Source organism: Streptomyces sp. BE303 (assembly GCF_036290945.1).
Taxonomy (GTDB): domain Bacteria; phylum Actinomycetota; class Actinomycetes; order Streptomycetales; family Streptomycetaceae; genus Kitasatospora.
Genome location: NZ_JAQYWZ010000859.1, coordinates 72,392 through 89,012 on the forward strand (window position 1 = coordinate 72,392; position 16,621 = coordinate 89,012).

A 16,621-nucleotide genomic window follows, 5' to 3' on the forward strand; every position below is an offset into this window, starting at 1 on the left:
GTCACCCCCGCCCCCGGCGGGGCACGGCCCCGAACTCGCTGAGCAGCCACAGCAGCGGGTCGGCGACCCGGTAGGGCTGGATGCCGGTGGGCGCCACCAGCGCGTCCGGGGTCGGTCCGGCGCCCAGCGCGGAGACCCCGAAGTAGCGGTAGCGCCGGTAGTGGTTCTCCAGGTCCTGGTCGATCCGCACGCCCTCCCACTCCCTCAGCAGCCGGCGGACCTCCTCGTGGACGTCCAGGCTGTCGGCCGTGTCGAAGCGGTCCCCGGCCGGCGGGTGGCTGCGCAGCGGGCTGCCGGGATCGAAGGTGTCCCAGAAGGCGTCGAGCTTGGCGAAGACCACCGCGAGCGGGGTGGTGATCCGCCCGGAGGCGCCCTGCTGGCGGGCCATCAGCATGTTCGTCACCCGGCTGAGCACGTTGACCGGCTCGTCGACCCCCTCGGACCCCGGCAACACGGTGCCGGGCCGGGCCAGCGGGCGCGCTCCGGACATCTGCAGGGGGTCGAGGACCAGGATGACGCCGTCGGCACTGGCCAGGTAGCGGGTGTTCAGTTCGACGTTCTCCCGCGAGTTGAAGTCCTCGCCCGCGGTGTCGAAGAAGGACAGCACGCTGTGCTGCGGCCGGGACCGGTACAGCCGTCCGCGGCTGCGGCTGAACCGGAACACCAGCGGCTCCACCCGCCCGTCGTTGGCCGCGGCGGTCCTCGTGCCGTGGAACAGCCGGCCGTGCCGGTACAGCTGCTCCTCGTAGTCGCTGCCGAACCGGCGGATCGTCGCGTCGTCCGAGGCCATCAGTGCCGTCCCGAGCCCGGCGCCGACCCGGTTCATCAGTTCGTGCAGCAGCACCGTCATGTAGACCGTCTTGCCGGAGGCCTTGGCGCCGACCATGGCGATCAGCCGGTGGCCGACCGCGCCGAACTGGACCGGCAGGGTGCTGCGGCAGACCGGGCAGATCCGGTAGGTCGTGTCGCCCTCGCAGCCCGGGCAGACGGCGGAGGACTTCCGCCCGTCGGCCCGGAACGCCGGGCCGACGTCGCCGCGCCGGCCGGTTCGTTCGGCGAGCACCGGGTCGCGCTCGAAGGCGCAGCGCCGGCCGGTCCGGCTGGGCCGGCCGCTGCACCGGAACCAGATCTCGCGGGCGGTGAAGGACTCGTAGCAGTAGGGGCAGGCCAGTCCGGCGGCCATTCAGCTCACCTTCAGTCGGTGCAGGGAGGCCGGACGCAGCTCGGCGGCCGGGTCGTCCCGGGTGAGCGGCAGACAGACCAGCCAGGAGGTGCCCCGGGTGGCGGGGAAGGGCAGTTCGACGGTGAACGGGATCCGCGCGTCCAGCCGGCGGGCGGGCAGTTCGCGCAGCACCGTCCCGTCGGTGGCCTCGGCGGGGCAGATCCGGCCGCGACCGTGCACCACCTGGAGGGCGGGCAGTTCGCAGGCGGTGTCCGTGACGAAGGTCAGCCGGGCGGTCCGGCCGCGCAGACCGCGCCTGACCACCGCCTCGTAGCGGACCAGCGGCGGCCGGGCGGGCAGGATCAGCGCCGACGGCTCGGCGAGCGGGTCGGCGGGGTGGGGGGTGAACGCCTCCACGGTGACGGTGACGGCGCCGCGCCCCACCCGCAGGTCGAGGCCGCCGTCGTGCTGGTAGGACCGGCGTCCGCAGCGGACGTCCCCGGCCCGGGGGAGGCCGCCGGGGTCGGGGAGGTCCAGTGTCCAGCGCACGCGGGCCTCACGGCCGTCGGGGGGCCAGGCCCAGACGATCAGGAGGTGGTCGTCCCGGCGGGTGGCGCGCAGCCGGCCGACCGGGACGGGATGGAGGGCCCGGCCGGTGGCCCCGGTGACCCCGGCGGTCGGAGCGGTCTCGGCGGCGGTCGGAGTGGTCGGAGCGGTCGGGGCGGTGGGGACGGGGCCGGGCGGCGGAGGCGGTTCCTCGGGTCCGTCCGCGTCGTACGGTCCGTCCGCCTCGTACGGGCCGTCCGCCTCGTACGGGCCGTCCGCCTCGTACGGGCTGTCCGTCCAGTCCGTCATGTCTGTCATGTCCGTCCCGTCCGGCTCGGGTGTCCGGGACGTCCGGGGCTGCGGCACCGGCTCGTCCGGACCGGACGCGGGGTCGGCGCCGGGACGGCCGTAGTCCGGGGGAGGAGCGGTCCGCACCCCGGACGGTGCCCCGGGCGCGCCGGCCCGGTCGTCCCCGACCGGGGCCTCCTCGGGGCCCGGCTTCCCCGGGTACGGGTCCTCCACCCCGGGCCGGGCCGCCGGTTCCCCCGGCCCCCCGCCGTACCCGCCGTACCCGCCGTTCCGGTCGTTCGCGCCGCTCCGGTCGTAGGGGTCGGGGTCGTGGCCGCCGGGTCGCGGCCGGGCGGCCGGGTCACCGGTGAACACCCGGAGCAGGCCGAACTCCCCGGTCAGCGCGAGCCCGCTCGCCACCGCGGCCCCCGGCGTCCGGGCACGGACGGTGAGCCCGAACCGCTCCTCGAACCACCCGGCCGCCCCCGGCGTCGCGCTCAGACCACCGGCCAGCAGCAGGGTGCCCGGGACGTCCCCGCCGCGCTCCTGGACGGTGTCCAGCAGCCTCCCGACCACCGCGCCGCTCGCCTCGCGCAGCGGTTCGACCAGCCGGGCCAGGGTCTCCCGGTCGAGGGCGACCTCGCGGTCCGCGCCCTCCCAGTGCACCCGCTGCCACGCTTCCGGCGCCTCGCCGAGCGCGAGCCGGAGCCGCTCGGCGACCGGGAGCAGCGGCCCGACCGGCCCGCCGGGAGAGCCGAGCCGGCGCAGCAGCTCCCCGGCGACGGCCTCGTCCCAGTGGTCGCCACCGAGCGGGTGCGAGACCGTCTCCAGGACGCGGACGGTGCGGTCGCCGTCGACGGCCAGCAGCGTCAGGTCGGAGCCGGTGGCGCCCTGGTCGTACACCAGGACGGAGAGGCCGACGCCCTCGCGGACCGCGCCGTAGTGCAGGGCCGTGGCCACCGGCTCCGGCAGCACCCGGCCGACCCGCAGCCCGGCGTGTTCGGCGGCCCGCCGCAGGGCCGGTTCGCTGCCTCCGGCGGGGGGCAGCGCGAGCGCCACCTCCGCCGGCTCGCCGCCGCCGCACTCCCGGCTGCGCCGGGCGAGGGCGGACAGGACGAGGGCGGTGAGTGCCTCCGGGCGGAGGGCGCCCGAGGCCCCGGAGCGGTGCGGGCCGTCCGGACCTCCCCGCGGGCCCGCGGCGAACGGGTCGGTGCCGAACGGGCCCGCGGCGAACGGGTCGGTGCCGAACGGGCCCGCGGCGAACGGGACGGTGCCGAACGGGCCCGCGGCGAAGGGGTCGTGGGTGGCCGCGAAGAGCGGGGCGCGGGCCGATCCGGCACCGGCCGCCCTCACGAGCCGGGGGCCGTCCGGCCCGGTGACGTCGACGGTGGCCGGGACGTCGGTGGCGCCGGTGACCACCGGGACCCCGTCGGGGCCCGGCCAGGCGATGCGGGCGTAGCTGTCGCCCAGGTCGATGCCGTGCATCAGCCCGTCCCCCCGTCCGCGCCCTTGACGGCGTCGGGTGTCACGCACACCGTGCCGTCCTCGGCGATGCCCAGCCGGATCCGGCTCCCCCTCGGCGGCGCGTGCCCGATGACGTGCCGGACCACGGCGCCCAGCACGGGCTCGAACTCGTTGCGGATCTGCCGCCCGCCGTAGGCCTGCCGCTCGGGGTCGGCCATCCGCCCGGTGATCCAGGGCCGGATGCTCGCCGGGTCGTGGACCAGCTCCACGCCGTGGCGTTCGTGCAGTGATTCGGCGAGCTGGCCGAGCAGCCGGTCCGCGATGCCGACCACGTGCTCGGTGCGCAGCATGTCGAAGACCACCACGCCGGGCTTGAGCCGGCCGTAGATCTCGGGGCGGCCGATCGCCCGGAACTTCTCCTCGACCGCGGCGGTGAAGTGGCGGTGGAGCACCTCGTACGGCAGGTCGCCGCCGTGCTCGGCCAGCAGGGCCGGGAGCCCGCCCGCGCCGGTGTTGGAGGTGAAGATGATCAGACTCTGGGAGAAGTACGCCGTCCGGCCCTGCCCGTCCGTGAGCCGGCCGTCCTCCAGGATCTGCAGGAACTTGTCCAGCACCGCCGGGTGGGCCTTCTCGATCTCGTCGAAGAGCAGCACGCTGAACGGCCGTTCCCGTACCCGCCGGGTGAGTTCGCCGCCCTGGTCGTAGCCGATGAAGCCGGGCGGCGCCCCGGCCAGCCGCTCGGCCGCGTGCTCCTGCTGGTACTCGCTCATGTCGAAGCGCGCGTAGGCGCTCGGGTCACCGAAGATCAGCTGGGCCACCGACTTGGCGAGTTCGGTCTTGCCGACGCCGGTCGGGCCGACGAAGAAGAACGAACCACGGGGCCGGGCCGCCCCCGAGCCGCCGAAGCCGACGCCGACGTAGGCCGCCTGGAGGGCGCCCACCACCGCGTCGACGGCGGTCCGCTGCCCGATCACCCGGGCGCCGAGTTCCCCGGCCGCCTCGGCGACGGTGCGGCGGTCGATCTGGCTCCAGGGGTCGACGTTGAGGTTGATGCGGTGGCGTTCCAGCAGCCGGCCGGGTTGGTGGACCGGGACGCGGCGGATGTGCGAGGTCCTGGCGAGCGCGTCCAGCTCCCAGCCCGCCATGCCGTCGGTGGCCCCGACCAGCGCCTCGAACTCCGCCGGGCCGGCGTCCGCACCGCCGTTGAACTCCCCGCCGATCATGGCGAACCAGCGGCGGCGCTCCGCCTGGTCGGGCGGACCGATGTGCAGGACCACCGTGCGCGGGTCCTCCCGGTACAGCCAGGCGGGCACGCGGGAGAGGTCACCGACGACGGCGACCACGGCGTTGCGGGCGCGCGGCGGCACCTCGGCGCCGGCGCGGTCCGTGTGCGGGCCGGCGCCGTCGCCGCCGACGGCGGGGGGCAGCGGGGTGGCGGCGTCCGCCATGGCGGCGCGCAGGTGCAGGTAGCCCTGGACGGACGAGGCCTCGTTCAGCGGCAGGGCGAGGTCGATGTCCTCGAACACGAAGGCGGTGGCAGCCCGGGGGGAGGCCGCCCGGCGGTGGGCCTCGGCCAGCGCGTCGTCCACCGAGGCCAGCCGGCGGGCCGGCCGGGCGGTGAACAGTTCGTCCGAGGCCACCTGGCGGAGCCCGCCGCGCCGGGTCGGGTTCTCCTCGGCGAGGGCCCCGCCCGGGGCCGGGACCCGCGCCGGGTCGTCGGCCCCCCCGGGGGCCCGTCCCGGAGGCCGGGTGGCCTCCGGGACGGGGTGCGCGGCCCGCTCCCCTGTGACGGGCCGTGCGGCGGACGTCCTCTCGGACGACCGCTGGTCCAGTGCGGCGTAACGCTCCTGATCGCCGTCGAGCGGGAAGGCGAGGCCACCCACCGGGTCCCACCAGGCCACCGTGTCGACGCCGCAGCCGTGCAGGGCGTGGGCCAGTACGGTGCGGAACGGGACCGGCCTGCCCCGCCACCACCAGCGGTCCCTGACCTGCCCGGTGAGGATCACCTGACGGCCGCGCCAGAGCTCCCAGCGCAGCGCGGCCGCCCAGAGCGGCGCCTCCTCCCGGGCCACGCTCCGGCTGCCGGTCCGGTCGGCCCCGGCCTCCTCGCGGGCGTTCACGCGGTGCCGCCCGCGGTGCCGTTCGCCCCGTTGCGCGAGGTGCCGCGGTGCGAGCTGTGGTCGGTGCCGAAGGGGCGGGCCGACGCACTGCCGCCCGGCCGCGCGACGCCGCCGCGCGGCGGCTTGCCGTCCCAGTCCAGCTCGCCCGGGTGGTAGCCCTCCTCGCCCATCGCCTCGTGCACCCGGTCCAGCAGCGCCTCGGTCCGGTCGCAGGTCACCTCGCCGCGCTCGGGCACCACGACGACGTCCGACTCGCCCTCCACCGTGTAGCTGAGCACGGCGGTGCCGTCGGTGGCGCTGCTGACGCTCGTCTCGTAGCGGGCGCCGTTCGGCCGCTCGAAGATCAGCACGAACTCCTGCCCCAGGTCGCCACCGCCGGAGAACGCCAGCCCCTCGCCGGCCATCGCCTCCTTCAGCACCCCTGCCAGCGCGGCACGCCGCTCGAACGCCAGCAGCAGTTCGTCCAGCTGGGCCTCCGCCTCGGGCAGCAGCCGCTCCAGCTCCGCGACGGCGGCCAGCGCGGCCCCGCCCCACGAGGAGTCGATCGCGCCGGCCACCCGGTGCACGGCGGCGAGGAGCCTGCCCTGCAGCTCGGTCTCCCCGAAGTCGGCGGCGTCCCGCGCGGCGTCGCGTGCGGTCTGCTCGACGACGGCGAGCCGGTCGACCGCCTCCGCCAGCTCGGCGGCGAGTCTCGCCGCCTGCCGTTCGGCCTCCAGCCGGATCCGCCGGGCGGTCTGCTCCTTCGCCTCGCGCTGCAGTTCGGCGGCCCGCCGCTGTGCCTCCCGCCGCCGTTCGGCGGCGAGTTCCTGTGCCCTGCGGTGCCGCTCGTCCGCCTGTCGGCTCGCGGCCTCGGCGAGGGCGGCGGTCCGCGCGGTCTGCACGGCGAGCGCGTGGCGGGCCAGTTCGTGCTCGGCCGTGCCCATCAGCGCCTCCACCCGCAGGGTCTGACCGTCCATCAGGGCGCGGCGCAGGTCGTGCAGCAGCTCGGCGCACCGGCGCCGGCCGGCCGCGTCGACGTCCGCGCCGTTCGCCGCGAGCATGGTGAACTGCCGTTCCAGCGCGCCGAGCTGGTACTCGTGGCCGGCCTCGGCGGGCCGGCCGTGGTCCTGGCCGCCCGGTCGCAGTGCGACGGCCCGGCCGCGCAACTCCTCGACCTCCGCACCGAGCGCGGCGTCCGGGTGGTGCAGTGCGCGCGACCGCAGGTCGGCCAGCCGGCCGGTCAGCTCGCTCACGGTGCGGGGGTCGGCCGCCGACCGCGCCGCGTCCAGCAGGGCCGCCACCTCGTCCAGGCCGCGGGCCGCCGCCGTCCCCTGCTCGCGCAGTGCGGCCGTCACCTGCCCGGCCCGCTCGGCCTCCTGGAGCCGTCGCCGCTCGTCGGTCCGGCGCTCGGCCTCCGCCAGAGCCTGCGCCACGCGCTCCCGCTCGCGGCGCTCCGCCTCGGCACGGGCCCTGGCCCTGGCGGCGGCGCGGCGCTCCGCCTCGGCGTGGCTCCTGGCCCTGGCCGCCGCGCGGCGCGCCCGCTCGCGGGCCCGCTCCTGCTCCAGCCGGCGGCGCCGTTCGGCCTGCCGCCGCCGCTGCGCGGCCTCGGCGGCGAGCCGCGAGGCGCCGACCGAGACGCTGCTGTACATCGGTGATCCGCTCACTGTCCCCCTCCTTCGGTGTGCCGGCCCCCGTGCCGGGGGACCTCGGTGCTCGGGGCCCCGACCGGCCGCCCCGGCCGGTGCGGGCCCGGGTCGTGCGGGTCCGGGCGGCCGTGCCGGTCCGGTGGGTCCGGTCGGTCCGGTCGGTCCGGTCGGTCCGGTGGTTCCGCCGTGGTGCGCAGGGCGAAGCCCCGGGCCTCCACGCGCCGCTCCAGCTCCTCGCGGAAGCCCGGCACCGCCGGCACCCCGGCCCAGGAGAGCGACCCGTCGAGCCCGACGGAGAACTCGATCCCGGCACCGGTGTCGGGATACGCCGGCAGGTCCGCGTAGCGCGGCGACAGCCGGTGCAGACGCTGGTTGGACGACCCCCGCCAGCGCAGGTCCGCGTGGAGCGACGCCACGTACGGGCCGTCGACGAGCAGGTCGAGCCGGTCCAGCAGGTCCCGCTGCGCCGGGGTGCCGCGTCGCAGGGTCTCGATGCGGAAGCCGGAGTACGCCATCGCGGACAGCTCAGGCCGCTCCGCCCGCAGCCCGTCGAGGAGCGCGACCAGCGCCGCGGCCTGGGTGAACGGCTCGCCGCCGGAGATCGTGATCCCCTCGATCCCGGCCAACCCGGCCATCCGGTCGACCAGTTCGGTCACCGGTAGACCCGGCCCGTCGGTGAACGGCAGCGTCTCCGCCGCGACGCAGCCCCGGCAGCGCAGCGGGCAGCCCTGCACCCACAGCACCGCCCGGCGGCCCGGCCCCAGAACGGAGCACCGGTCGAGGGTGCGCGCCACCGACAGCCGCAGGTCCGCCCCGGTCATGTGGTCCTCCCCGTGGTGTCCGCCGCCCTGGCCGCCCGGGACGCCCGCCGGTCCGGCGCCGCCCCGGCGGGTGCGCCCGGGTACGCCTCGCCGCCGCGCCGTGCCAGGTCGCACCACGGACACCACGGCCGCTCCACCGTGAACACGTGGCGGCTGTTCCCGGCGCAGCCGCGCAGCCTGCCGTCCGCCAGCTCCGCGCCCAGGGCCGCGGCCCAGACCGCCGCCGCCGGACGGCTGCCGGGGCTGCCCCGCCCGGCGGGGCCGAAGGCGGCGCGCAGGAGCGCGGCGATCCGGCCGGGCAGCAGGTCGGCCGGGGGCAGCGGCCCCCGCAACGCGACGGACCGGTGGTCCGTCAGCCGGCAGCGTCCGTGCGCCAGGTTGTCGTCCAGCGAGACGTACCGTTCGCCCCGTCCGGGGTGCCCGGCGAACGGGTGCAGTCCGGCCATCAGCAACTGGTGCACGACGACGGCCAGGACGAAGTCGTCGCCCGCCCGGGTCGGGGCGGTCACCGGGGCCGCCACCGCCTCCGGCGCCGTGTACCCGGCCGTGCGCATCCGGCAGGCGAACACCCGCCCGCCGTCCGTGAACTGCCAGGAGTCGACGTCCGCCATCCCGACCGCGCCGTGCCCGTCCACCCAGAGGTTGTCCGGCTTGAGGTCGCCGACGAGGTACTCCTCCGCGTGCACGGCGGCCAGCAGCGCCGCCAGTCCGGCCGCCGCCCGCAGGGCGGTCTCCCAGGTGGAGTCCGGCAGCCGGGTCCGACGGCCGGACTCCGACAGCAGGTCCTCCATCGGCCGGTACCGGCCGCGCAGATCGCCCATCAGATAGCCGTGCACCCCGCCGCGCGCCGTGGTGACCGGGACCCGGGGCCAGGCCACCCCGCCGCCGGCGCCGGCGAGCAGCCGGACGGTGCGGGGCTCGCGCCGCCGCCGTACCAGCCGCTCGATCCGGTCCCGGTACGCGGAGGGGTCGGGCGGGCGCGGCACCAGTTTGGCGACCAGCGCGGGGGAGTCGTCCACGGCGTAGACCACGCCCTCGCCGCCCTGGCCGATCCGTTCGGTCAGCCACCACTGCCGGCCGTCGTCGGCCATCACCTTCAGAGCCATCGGGCACCGTCCGGACGCAGGGCGCAGAGCACCGTCAGGTCGTCGCCGCTGCGGGCCGCCGCCGGGCCGGAGAGCAGGGCTCGCAGCGGCTCGGCGTCGCCGCCGTTGGCGCGCAGCAGGGCGGCCAGCGGGCCGAAGAAGTCCGGTGCGGCGAGCGGGCCGTGGTCGTCCGGGAGGCCGAGCACCGAGGGGTGGTCCAGGGCGAGCGGCGCGCAGCCGTCCGTGGCCAGGACGACGCCGCTGAGGTCGGGCTCCCGCAGGACGAGGGTGGTGACGCTCGCGCGGGCCCCGGGCGTGGAGAGGAAGACCGCCGGGGTACGCGGCGGCAGCACCAGACGGCAGCGTTCGCCGTCGCCGTCGTGGCCCCGGTCGCCGTCGTCGCCGTCGTCGCCGGGTCGGGTGCGGGTGAGTACGGTGGCGAAGCAGTCGCCGAGGGCGAGGAAGGCCACCCACGGGGGCCGGAGCACGGCCGCCACCAGGGTCGCGGCCAGCGCACCCTCGTCCGCCTGCGCTGAGTCCACCGTGCCCGCGGCACCCACCGTGTCCGCGTCGTCCGCGGCGCCCGCGGGGTCCGGGTGGTCCGCGGCGAGGACGGCCCGCACCGCCCGCAGGTACGCGTCCACCACGGCCACCGAGCGCTCGCCGATCCAGCCCCTCCAGACCGCCGCGTCGCCGTCGGCGGGCGGTACGTCGGTCGCGAGCAGCCGGCAGGCCGCGTCCACCGCGAGGTGCGCCCCGAGCGCGCTGCGGTCGCGGCTGCCCGCGCCGTCCGCGACGGCCAGCACGAGCGGCCGGCCCCCCGCCGTCGTGGGCCCGTCGTCGCCGTGCCCGGCCGCCGCCTTGAACGCGTCCTGGCAGCCGCGTCCGCTCGCCAGGTGCCCGGTGCCCTGCACCACGGCGCCCGCCACGATCGGCGCGCCGCCGCCGGCTGCCGCCCGCCGGGCCGCGGCGGTCACCGGTGGTCCCCTTCCAGGCTGTCGAGGGTGCGGGCGCTCTCGGCGTGGGTCTTGAGCCGGTCGGAGATCTCCGTGGCCCTGAGGTGGCCGGTGCGGTCCGAGCTCTGGAACACGATGTCCAGGATCCGGCCGAAGTCCAGGTCCTCCAGCAGGTGGGTCGCCTGCGGTGCGAGGACCTCCAGCACCTCCCGGTCGGCCCCCCTCACCCCGATCACGAAGAGCACGCACTCGTCGTCGTGCTCCGCCTGCCGCAGCTGTTCGGCGGTGGCCGCGATCTCCGCCGCGCCCAGCCGCGCCCCGGCCTCATCGCTCGGCGCGCCGTCGGTGAGCAGCCAGATCAGCGGCCGGACCACCGGCACCTGCCGGGCCGAGAGGTCGCGGTGGCGCCGGCGGGCCAGGTCGAGGGCGAACCGCAGGGCGGGAACCATGCAGGTGTAGCCCCCGGCGGTCAGCTCGGGCGGTCGCAGCCCGTCCAGCGGGCTGAACAGCGCCTCGCGGTCGGCCTCCTCCGGCGGGCGGAAGGCACCCGCCGCGATGTCGAAGACCCGCACCCGCGAGTCGAACGCGACCAGGCAGACCTCCACCCGGGACCGCAGGCGGTCCCGGTCCCGGACGGCGTCGAAACCACGGGTGAGGGCCCGGTTGAGGCTCGCGATCGGCGGGTCGTGCGCGGGGCGGTTCATGGAGGCGGAGGTGTCCAGCAGGACGATGACCGGCTGACGTTCGTCCCAGCCGCTCCCGAACCCGATCCGGGTGCCCGTCGCCCCGGTGGCCGTCGTCATGGCGCGCCCACCGCCTCCGCCGCCCCGGGGCCGCGCGAGGCACCGCGGGCGCCGGGCGCGCCGCCGTTCGGGCCGCCGCCGTTCGCGGTGGTGACGGCGTCGACGGCGTTGACGGCGCGGTGGAGGCCGGCGGCGTCGACGAGGCCCTCGGTGCGCGGCCGGGGCGGTACGACCGCGGCCCGCAGCGGGGCGAACAGCCGGTTCACCTCCGTCACCCCGTCCGTGGTGTCCAGTTCACGGGCAACCCCGGAGCCGCCCTTCAGCGACTCCTCGCCGCAGCGGTCGCCGAACAGCACCAGGGCCTGCCGGGGCCGGTGCCGCCGGGACTGCCAGACCAGCCCCTGGGCCTCCGGCACCCGCGACCGCAGCTCCGTGGCCCAGCGCCGCGTCTGGGCGTACCCGGGGCCCTCGGTCTCCAGGAGCCAGGAGTCCTGGCAGACGGCGGCGAGGTCCTCCTCGGTGATCAGTTCGACGAGGCACAGGTCGGCGGTGGTGTGCAGCGCGGTGAGCGAGCGCTGTGCGACGGCCCGGTAGGGGACCAGCCGCATCCCGGTGTCCGCGTCGAAGGGCATCGCGCGCAGCAGCACCTCGGCCAGCGCGGTGGCCGGCTCGGGCGCGGCGTACAGGAAGGAGTAGGGGTCGGCCACGGTGCCGTCGAAGCGGCTGCCGCCGAAGTGGGAGTCGGCCGGCACCGGGTTGAACCCGGCACCGGGACGCCCCGTCCGGTGGCAGCGCCAGAGCTCGGTGCCGGCCGGCAGGGTCCGCAGGTTCGGGCGCATCCGGAAGCCGTCGGACTCCCGGGGCGGGGGGTACGCGGGCATCAGTCCCCCTCCACCATGGACAGGGCGGCCGCGGTGAGCAGCTCGTCCGAGACCAGTCCGAGCAGGGCGGCCGGTGTGCCGCCCAGCCAGCTGTTGCCGGCGAGCCACCAGTCGGCAGCTCCCCAGGGGTCCGCCTCGGCGAGCAGCAGCCGGTTGATCCGCGTGACGACCGGCAGCGGGCCGTGGCCGGTGCCGGGCTCCGCGCCGGGGGCCGGTCCGGCGAACTGGAAGGCGGGGTAGCGGTGTTCGCCCGCCTGGTCGACCAGGCGGATGATCAGACCGGCACCGGCCAGTGCGGGCGCGTCCAGGCCGCGCGCGTCCAGGTCGGCGCGGCCGAGCGAGGGCTCGGCGAGCAGGCGGCGCTGCGCCGTGGCGATGATCTCGGCGGTGTCCGGAGCGGCGTGCGGAGCGGTGTGCGCAGGGGGTCCGTGGACGGGACCGTGATCACGGCCGGGGCCGGGGCCGGGGCCGGAGTCGGAGCCGGGGCCGGGTGAGGGGAGACCGAGGGCGGACTCCGTGAACGCGGACGCGGCGTCGGTCTCCGCCAGCCAGGCCAGCAGCTCCCGGGCCAGCGAGGCGGTGGGCCGGGGATCGGCGGCGACCAGCCGGGAGGAGTCCAGCGCCGCGCGCACCGGGTGGTCCAGCGGGAGCGGCAGCAGCGCGAGCTTGACCCCGTGGAAGGCCCTCCTGATGGCCCGCTCGTCACCCCGTGTTCCGGCGAGCTTGTTCAACCGGGCCACCAGCACGCCGTGTTGGGTGTCGTCCAGGTCGGCCCGTATCGCGGCCCAGTGCCGGCGGATCAGCGCCAGCAGCTCCTCCGGGTTCATTCCGTCCCCTCCGGTTCCGTCGTCGTGCCGGTCGTGCCGGTCGTGCCGGTCGTGCGGGCCGTGCCGGTCGTGCCGGTCGGGTCGGGTGCGTCCGTCGCGTTCGGCGGCGGGTCCGCGGCCCCCGGGTGGCCCTGGTGGATGAAGGCCGCCCAGAGCGGCAGCCGGTCGAGGTGGGGATGCGCGGCCTCGCGGCGCAGCTCCCCGCCGAGGCTCTCGGGCGGCTCGCGGCGCGGGTCCAGCATCCAGAGCTGGGCCGCGCGCAGCGCGTCGGCCGGGCTGAGTCCGGTGACCGCCACGTGGTGGTGGAAGACCGCCATCATCAGTGCGGACGCGCCGTCCCGGGTGGTCCACCGCGAACCGACGACGTCCTTCGCGCCGGCCGCCAGGAAGGCCGTGGCGAGGGTCAGCGCCTCGTCGTGGTCGCGGGTGGAGAGGTCCGTCTCACAGGCGCTCAGCACCACCAGCGGGCCGGCCCGGACGGCGCCGGTCGCGGCCGGCCGGTCCAGCAGCCTGGTCACGGTGAGCATCCCGGCGTCGGGGGCGTCGGTCGGCCCGTTCGTGGACGGGGCGGACGGGTCGGACGGGTCGGACGGCGGCGTGGAGAGGGAGCGCGGCTGCGCCGGGTCGGGTGGGGCGAGGTTGAGCGCGGACACCGTCGGGCGGACGCCCGCCGAACCGTGCGAGGCGATGTGCAGCAGCGAGAGCGGTCGGGGGGCGCCCGCGCCGGGGAGCAGCGCGAGCACGTCCTCCGGGGTCCCGAGGCCCGCCGGATCGCCGTCCAACTGGTAGTACTCACCGTAGAGTTCGGCATCCGGGTAGTAGCCGTCGCGGAGTGCGAGGACCTCAAGCTCGGCCCGGGTCAGGTCCATCCGGGGGTCGGCCACCAGCACCGGACGGGCGCCGGGGGCGATCCGTTCGCGGGCCGCCGCCCGCAGGAACTCCCGGCCCGAGGCCGCGTACGACAGCACCATGATCTCGCACGCGTAGCGGTGCCGGGCGTCCTCGGGCAGCCTGGCGGCGTGCCAGGGAACGGCGCCGAGGTTGCCGCAGGGGATCAGCACGAACCGGGGCGGCCCGGGCCGGCCCCGGTGGCGGCCGGGGTTGGCCTCCAGGCGCTCGGCGATGCCGAGGAGGACCGGGCCGACGACGGCCGGCCAGGCCCAGTCGCACAGGTCCGTCAGGGCCTTCTCCCAGGGCGCGTCGAGCGCCCGGGCGGCGGCGTCCGCCTCGCCGGTCGCGCCGGTCGCGCCGGTCGCGCCGGTCTCGGCGGCCCGGGCGGCCGTACGGCGCAGCCGCGAGCGCTCCGCGGACACGTCGAGGAAGGACTCCAGCGGCGCGCGGCCGGCCAGGGCGAGCTGGGGCAGGGCGAGCACCCCGGGTTCGAGGTCCGGCCCCAGGATGACCGCCATGCCGGGCGTCCCCTCCGCGCCCGGCAGCAGGTACACCAGGGCGTCGGTCTCGCCCGGCCGCAGCCCGGCGGACAGCTCCGCCGGGGTCGGCGGCTCGAACAACCCCGGCCCGCCCCGGAGCGCGTCCAGGGCCCGCCGCCGCAACAGGCTCGGGACCGGCTGCGCGGCGCCGCCGCCCTGCGCCGACTCGGCCTGCCGCCAGGCGTCCGCCAGCTCGCGGTGGCCGCGCGCCGCCAGCAGTTCGGGCACCTCGGCCGAGGCGGCGGCCGCCTGCAGCACCATCGACCGGCCGAGTTCCAGCATGGTCACCGCCCGTTCGACCTGCCCCTGGGAGCCGGCCCACCAGGCCGCGTCCAGGGCGCGCGAGGCCCCGTCCCGGGCCTTCATCAGCCGGTGCTCGGCGCCGACCTCCAGCAGGACGTCGGCGGTCAGGACCTCGAAGGACTCCACCATGGCCTGCGCCGCGGACGCCTGATCGCCCGCCCCGGCGTCGCCGCGCCGGCGATGGGCCTCGGCCAGGGCCCAGAGGAGGTCGGCGTGCTGCCAGGTGCCGCCGTCCGCCGCGTCGCGGCAGGCCGCCGCCAGCTCCTCGACGGCACGGTCCTGGTCGGCGCGGGAGCGGGTGAGTTCGGCCTGGAGGTGGCTGACGAACGCGTCGAGCGGCAGGCGCCGTCCGCGACCGTTGAGCAGACTGGGCGGATGCTCGGACGACTCCGGCCCCGGGTGGGCGCGGATGAGCCCTGGGTCGCCGTCGACCACGGCGCGGATCGCCGAGAGGTTGACCCGCAGCGGCTCCAGCAGGCCGCCGTTGCCCGGCCCGGTGTCCAGGAGGCGCGCGCCCTCCTCCATGAGCTGCGCTCCGGTCCGCAGGGTCTCCGTGTCGCGGGTCAGCGTCCAGAGGTCCTGGTAGGACGATCCGAGCATCAGCAACGTGATTCCCAGCGCGCTGTCCTCCCCGGACAGGCCCTCCCGCACGGCGCGGAGCTCCTCGATGCAGGACGCGACGCCCGCCCGGTCCTCGGCGCGCTGGAACCGGTGGCTCCGCTGGCCCGCCGCGAGGGCCCGTACCTGGGCCGTGAACGAGAGCGGCAGATCGCCGAGTCGCCCCAGCACCTCGGTGAGCTGCCGCTCCGCCGCCTCGGCGTCGACCAGGTTCCCGCCGAGGTACTGCGAGGCGGACAGGACGGCGGGGCCGATGGCGCCGAGCAGCTGCTGCCAGTCGCTGCCGGGCGGCAGGCCGTCGGCGGCCCGTTGCAGCGAGCCGAGGGCGTCGGAGAGCAGGCCCTGGTCCCGCTGCTGCAGGGCGGGGACCAGGACGGTCATGGCGTAGGCCAGCGCGTCCTGCGCCGCGTCCGCGGGGTCGCCGGTGCCGTGGGCTCGGCCGGGCCGGAGCTGCTGCGCCAGCTCGGTGAGCTGCTCCGGTGCGAGGGAGCCCGGCATCGACATCTCCACCATGGCGAGCGTCATCGCCATGGTCCGGTCGAACTCCTCGCGTTCGGCCTCCGTGTCGATCGGCACCCGGGGCCGTGACGGCTCGGCGGGCGGCGGGGCAACGGGCGCCGGGGCCGAGGGCGTCGGTTCGGCGAGCGGTCCGGCCGGGGTCGGTGCGGTCGGGGCCGGGACGGTCGGGATGAGACTCATCAGCATGCGCAGCTGCTGGAGGCCGGGGAAGTCCGCCGGCAGCGACTCCACCAGCGGCCCGACACCGGCGGCGAAGTCGGCGGTGTCGCCCTGGGCCAGCCCGAGGACCGTGGTCATGGTGTCCAACTGCGCGCGCAGCTCAGGCATCAGCCGGACGTCGCGCAGGTCGTCCAGGAGTCCCCGCAGCTCGGTGACCTCCGGCCCGCGCGGGTCGAAGGCTCCGGGGTTGTCCCGTTGCCAGCCGATCAGGGCGGAGAAGTGTCCCGTGCCGCCGTCGGGCCGGCCGGCCGGGTGGGGGATCACCAGCATGACGAGGTACAGCGCTGCCCGGTGGGCCTCCCAGCCGGTGAGCGGCACCTGGTGGGCCCGTGCCTCGCGCAGCAGCCGCAGCGCGTGGGGGCGGTCGGCGGGTGCCCCGCCCCCGCGTAGGTGACGTTGTGCGAGCAGCCCGCCGAGCCGTGCCGCCAGGACCGGCCCGGCCGGCTCGTCCGGTGCCAGCAGCCCCTCCAGCCGGTCGAGTTCGTCGATCAGCCGGTCGTGGGCCACCGGGTCGTCCAGCCGCAGCCGGGGCGGCCCGGACGGGTCGGGCAGCAGCAGGGCCTCGGCCCGCCCCGTCGCGTCCAGAGCCCAGGACCGGACCCCGGCGAGACCGCCGGTGCCCGTCAACTCGTCTCCTGGAGGGTCATTCTGACCAAGCGTCATGATCCGACTCCGTCATCCGTGCGCCTCGTGGCGTCCACATCATGGCCTGCCGGGGAACCGGATGAACCCTGCCCGGGACCGGCGACCGGATCTCGACCGGCAATCAACCGCCTTCCGCCCGCAGCCGGGTCCGGACCGGCGGTTTCGCACCGTCGGGCGCCCTGTCGCAGGGGCCGGCGCAGGGGCCGGCGGCCTTCCGTCGGCGGGGCGGCGGCCGTGCGCGGGACCGCCGTCCGGCGGCGGCTCCCCGCCCGCGCAGGGCTTCTCGGCGGATCGCCGGTGGCGGTACGGGTGGGCACAGTCGGGTGACCGGGCGGTTCCGAAAGGCTGACGATTCACCCTGGACCGGGC

General features: G+C 77.1%; 11 protein-coding genes. All 11 read right to left on the reverse strand.

The features are described 5' to 3' along the window. Position 1 precedes the first annotated feature (1 nt). The 11 genes from PUR56_RS30430 to PUR56_RS30480 are packed head-to-tail and all read right to left on the reverse strand — an operon-like array spanning position 2 to position 16,234. On the reverse strand, positions 2-1,183 hold the full coding sequence (locus PUR56_RS30430) for a TRAFAC clade GTPase domain-containing protein (RefSeq protein WP_329951330.1): 1,182 nt from the start codon (positions 1,181-1,183) through the stop codon (positions 2-4). Next, positions 1,184-3,481, reverse strand: coding sequence for an Hsp70 family protein (locus tag PUR56_RS30435; protein WP_329951331.1), 2,298 nt, complete (start codon positions 3,479-3,481; stop codon positions 1,184-1,186). Then, positions 3,481-5,580 carry an AAA family ATPase gene (locus PUR56_RS30440; protein WP_329951332.1) on the reverse strand — a complete coding sequence of 700 codons (2,100 nt, stop codon included), beginning with the start codon at positions 5,578-5,580 and terminating at the stop codon, positions 3,481-3,483. The genes PUR56_RS30435 and PUR56_RS30440 overlap by 1 nt, the downstream gene beginning before the upstream one ends. After that, positions 5,577-7,223, reverse strand: a complete 1,647-nt coding sequence (locus PUR56_RS30445; RefSeq protein ID WP_329951333.1) for a hypothetical protein — start codon at positions 7,221-7,223, stop codon at positions 5,577-5,579. The genes PUR56_RS30440 and PUR56_RS30445 overlap by 4 nt, the downstream gene beginning before the upstream one ends. Then, the gene (locus PUR56_RS30450; RefSeq protein WP_329951334.1) at positions 7,220-8,026 is read right to left on the reverse strand and encodes a 4Fe-4S single cluster domain-containing protein; all 807 of its coding nucleotides are present in this window, start codon (positions 8,024-8,026) and stop codon (positions 7,220-7,222) included. Before PUR56_RS30450 ends, PUR56_RS30445 begins: the two co-directional genes overlap by 4 nt. Next, a complete protein-coding gene (locus tag PUR56_RS30455) occupies positions 8,023-9,132 on the reverse strand; it encodes a hypothetical protein (protein ID WP_329951335.1) in 1,110 nt (369 codons plus the stop codon). The genes PUR56_RS30450 and PUR56_RS30455 overlap by 4 nt, the downstream gene beginning before the upstream one ends. Further along, on the reverse strand, positions 9,123-10,088 hold the full coding sequence (locus PUR56_RS30460) for a protein phosphatase 2C domain-containing protein (protein ID WP_329951336.1): 966 nt from the start codon (positions 10,086-10,088) through the stop codon (positions 9,123-9,125). Before PUR56_RS30460 ends, PUR56_RS30455 begins: the two co-directional genes overlap by 10 nt. After that, positions 10,085-10,870: a vWA domain-containing protein gene (locus PUR56_RS30465; RefSeq protein ID WP_329876976.1), complete on the reverse strand. Its 786-nt coding sequence runs from the start codon at positions 10,868-10,870 to the stop codon at positions 10,085-10,087. The genes PUR56_RS30460 and PUR56_RS30465 overlap by 4 nt, the downstream gene beginning before the upstream one ends. After that, a complete protein-coding gene (locus tag PUR56_RS30470) occupies positions 10,867-11,691 on the reverse strand; it encodes an RES family NAD+ phosphorylase (RefSeq protein WP_329876978.1) in 825 nt (274 codons plus the stop codon). The genes PUR56_RS30465 and PUR56_RS30470 overlap by 4 nt, the downstream gene beginning before the upstream one ends. Further along, a complete protein-coding gene (locus PUR56_RS30475) occupies positions 11,691-12,518 on the reverse strand; it encodes a hypothetical protein (protein WP_329951337.1) in 828 nt (275 codons plus the stop codon). Before PUR56_RS30475 ends, PUR56_RS30470 begins: the two co-directional genes overlap by 1 nt. Beyond that, complete coding sequence (locus tag PUR56_RS30480; protein ID WP_329951338.1) at positions 12,515-16,234, reverse strand: CHAT domain-containing protein; 3,720 nt, start codon at positions 16,232-16,234, stop codon at positions 12,515-12,517. The genes PUR56_RS30475 and PUR56_RS30480 overlap by 4 nt, the downstream gene beginning before the upstream one ends. Between the last annotated feature and the right edge of the window lie 387 nt (positions 16,235-16,621).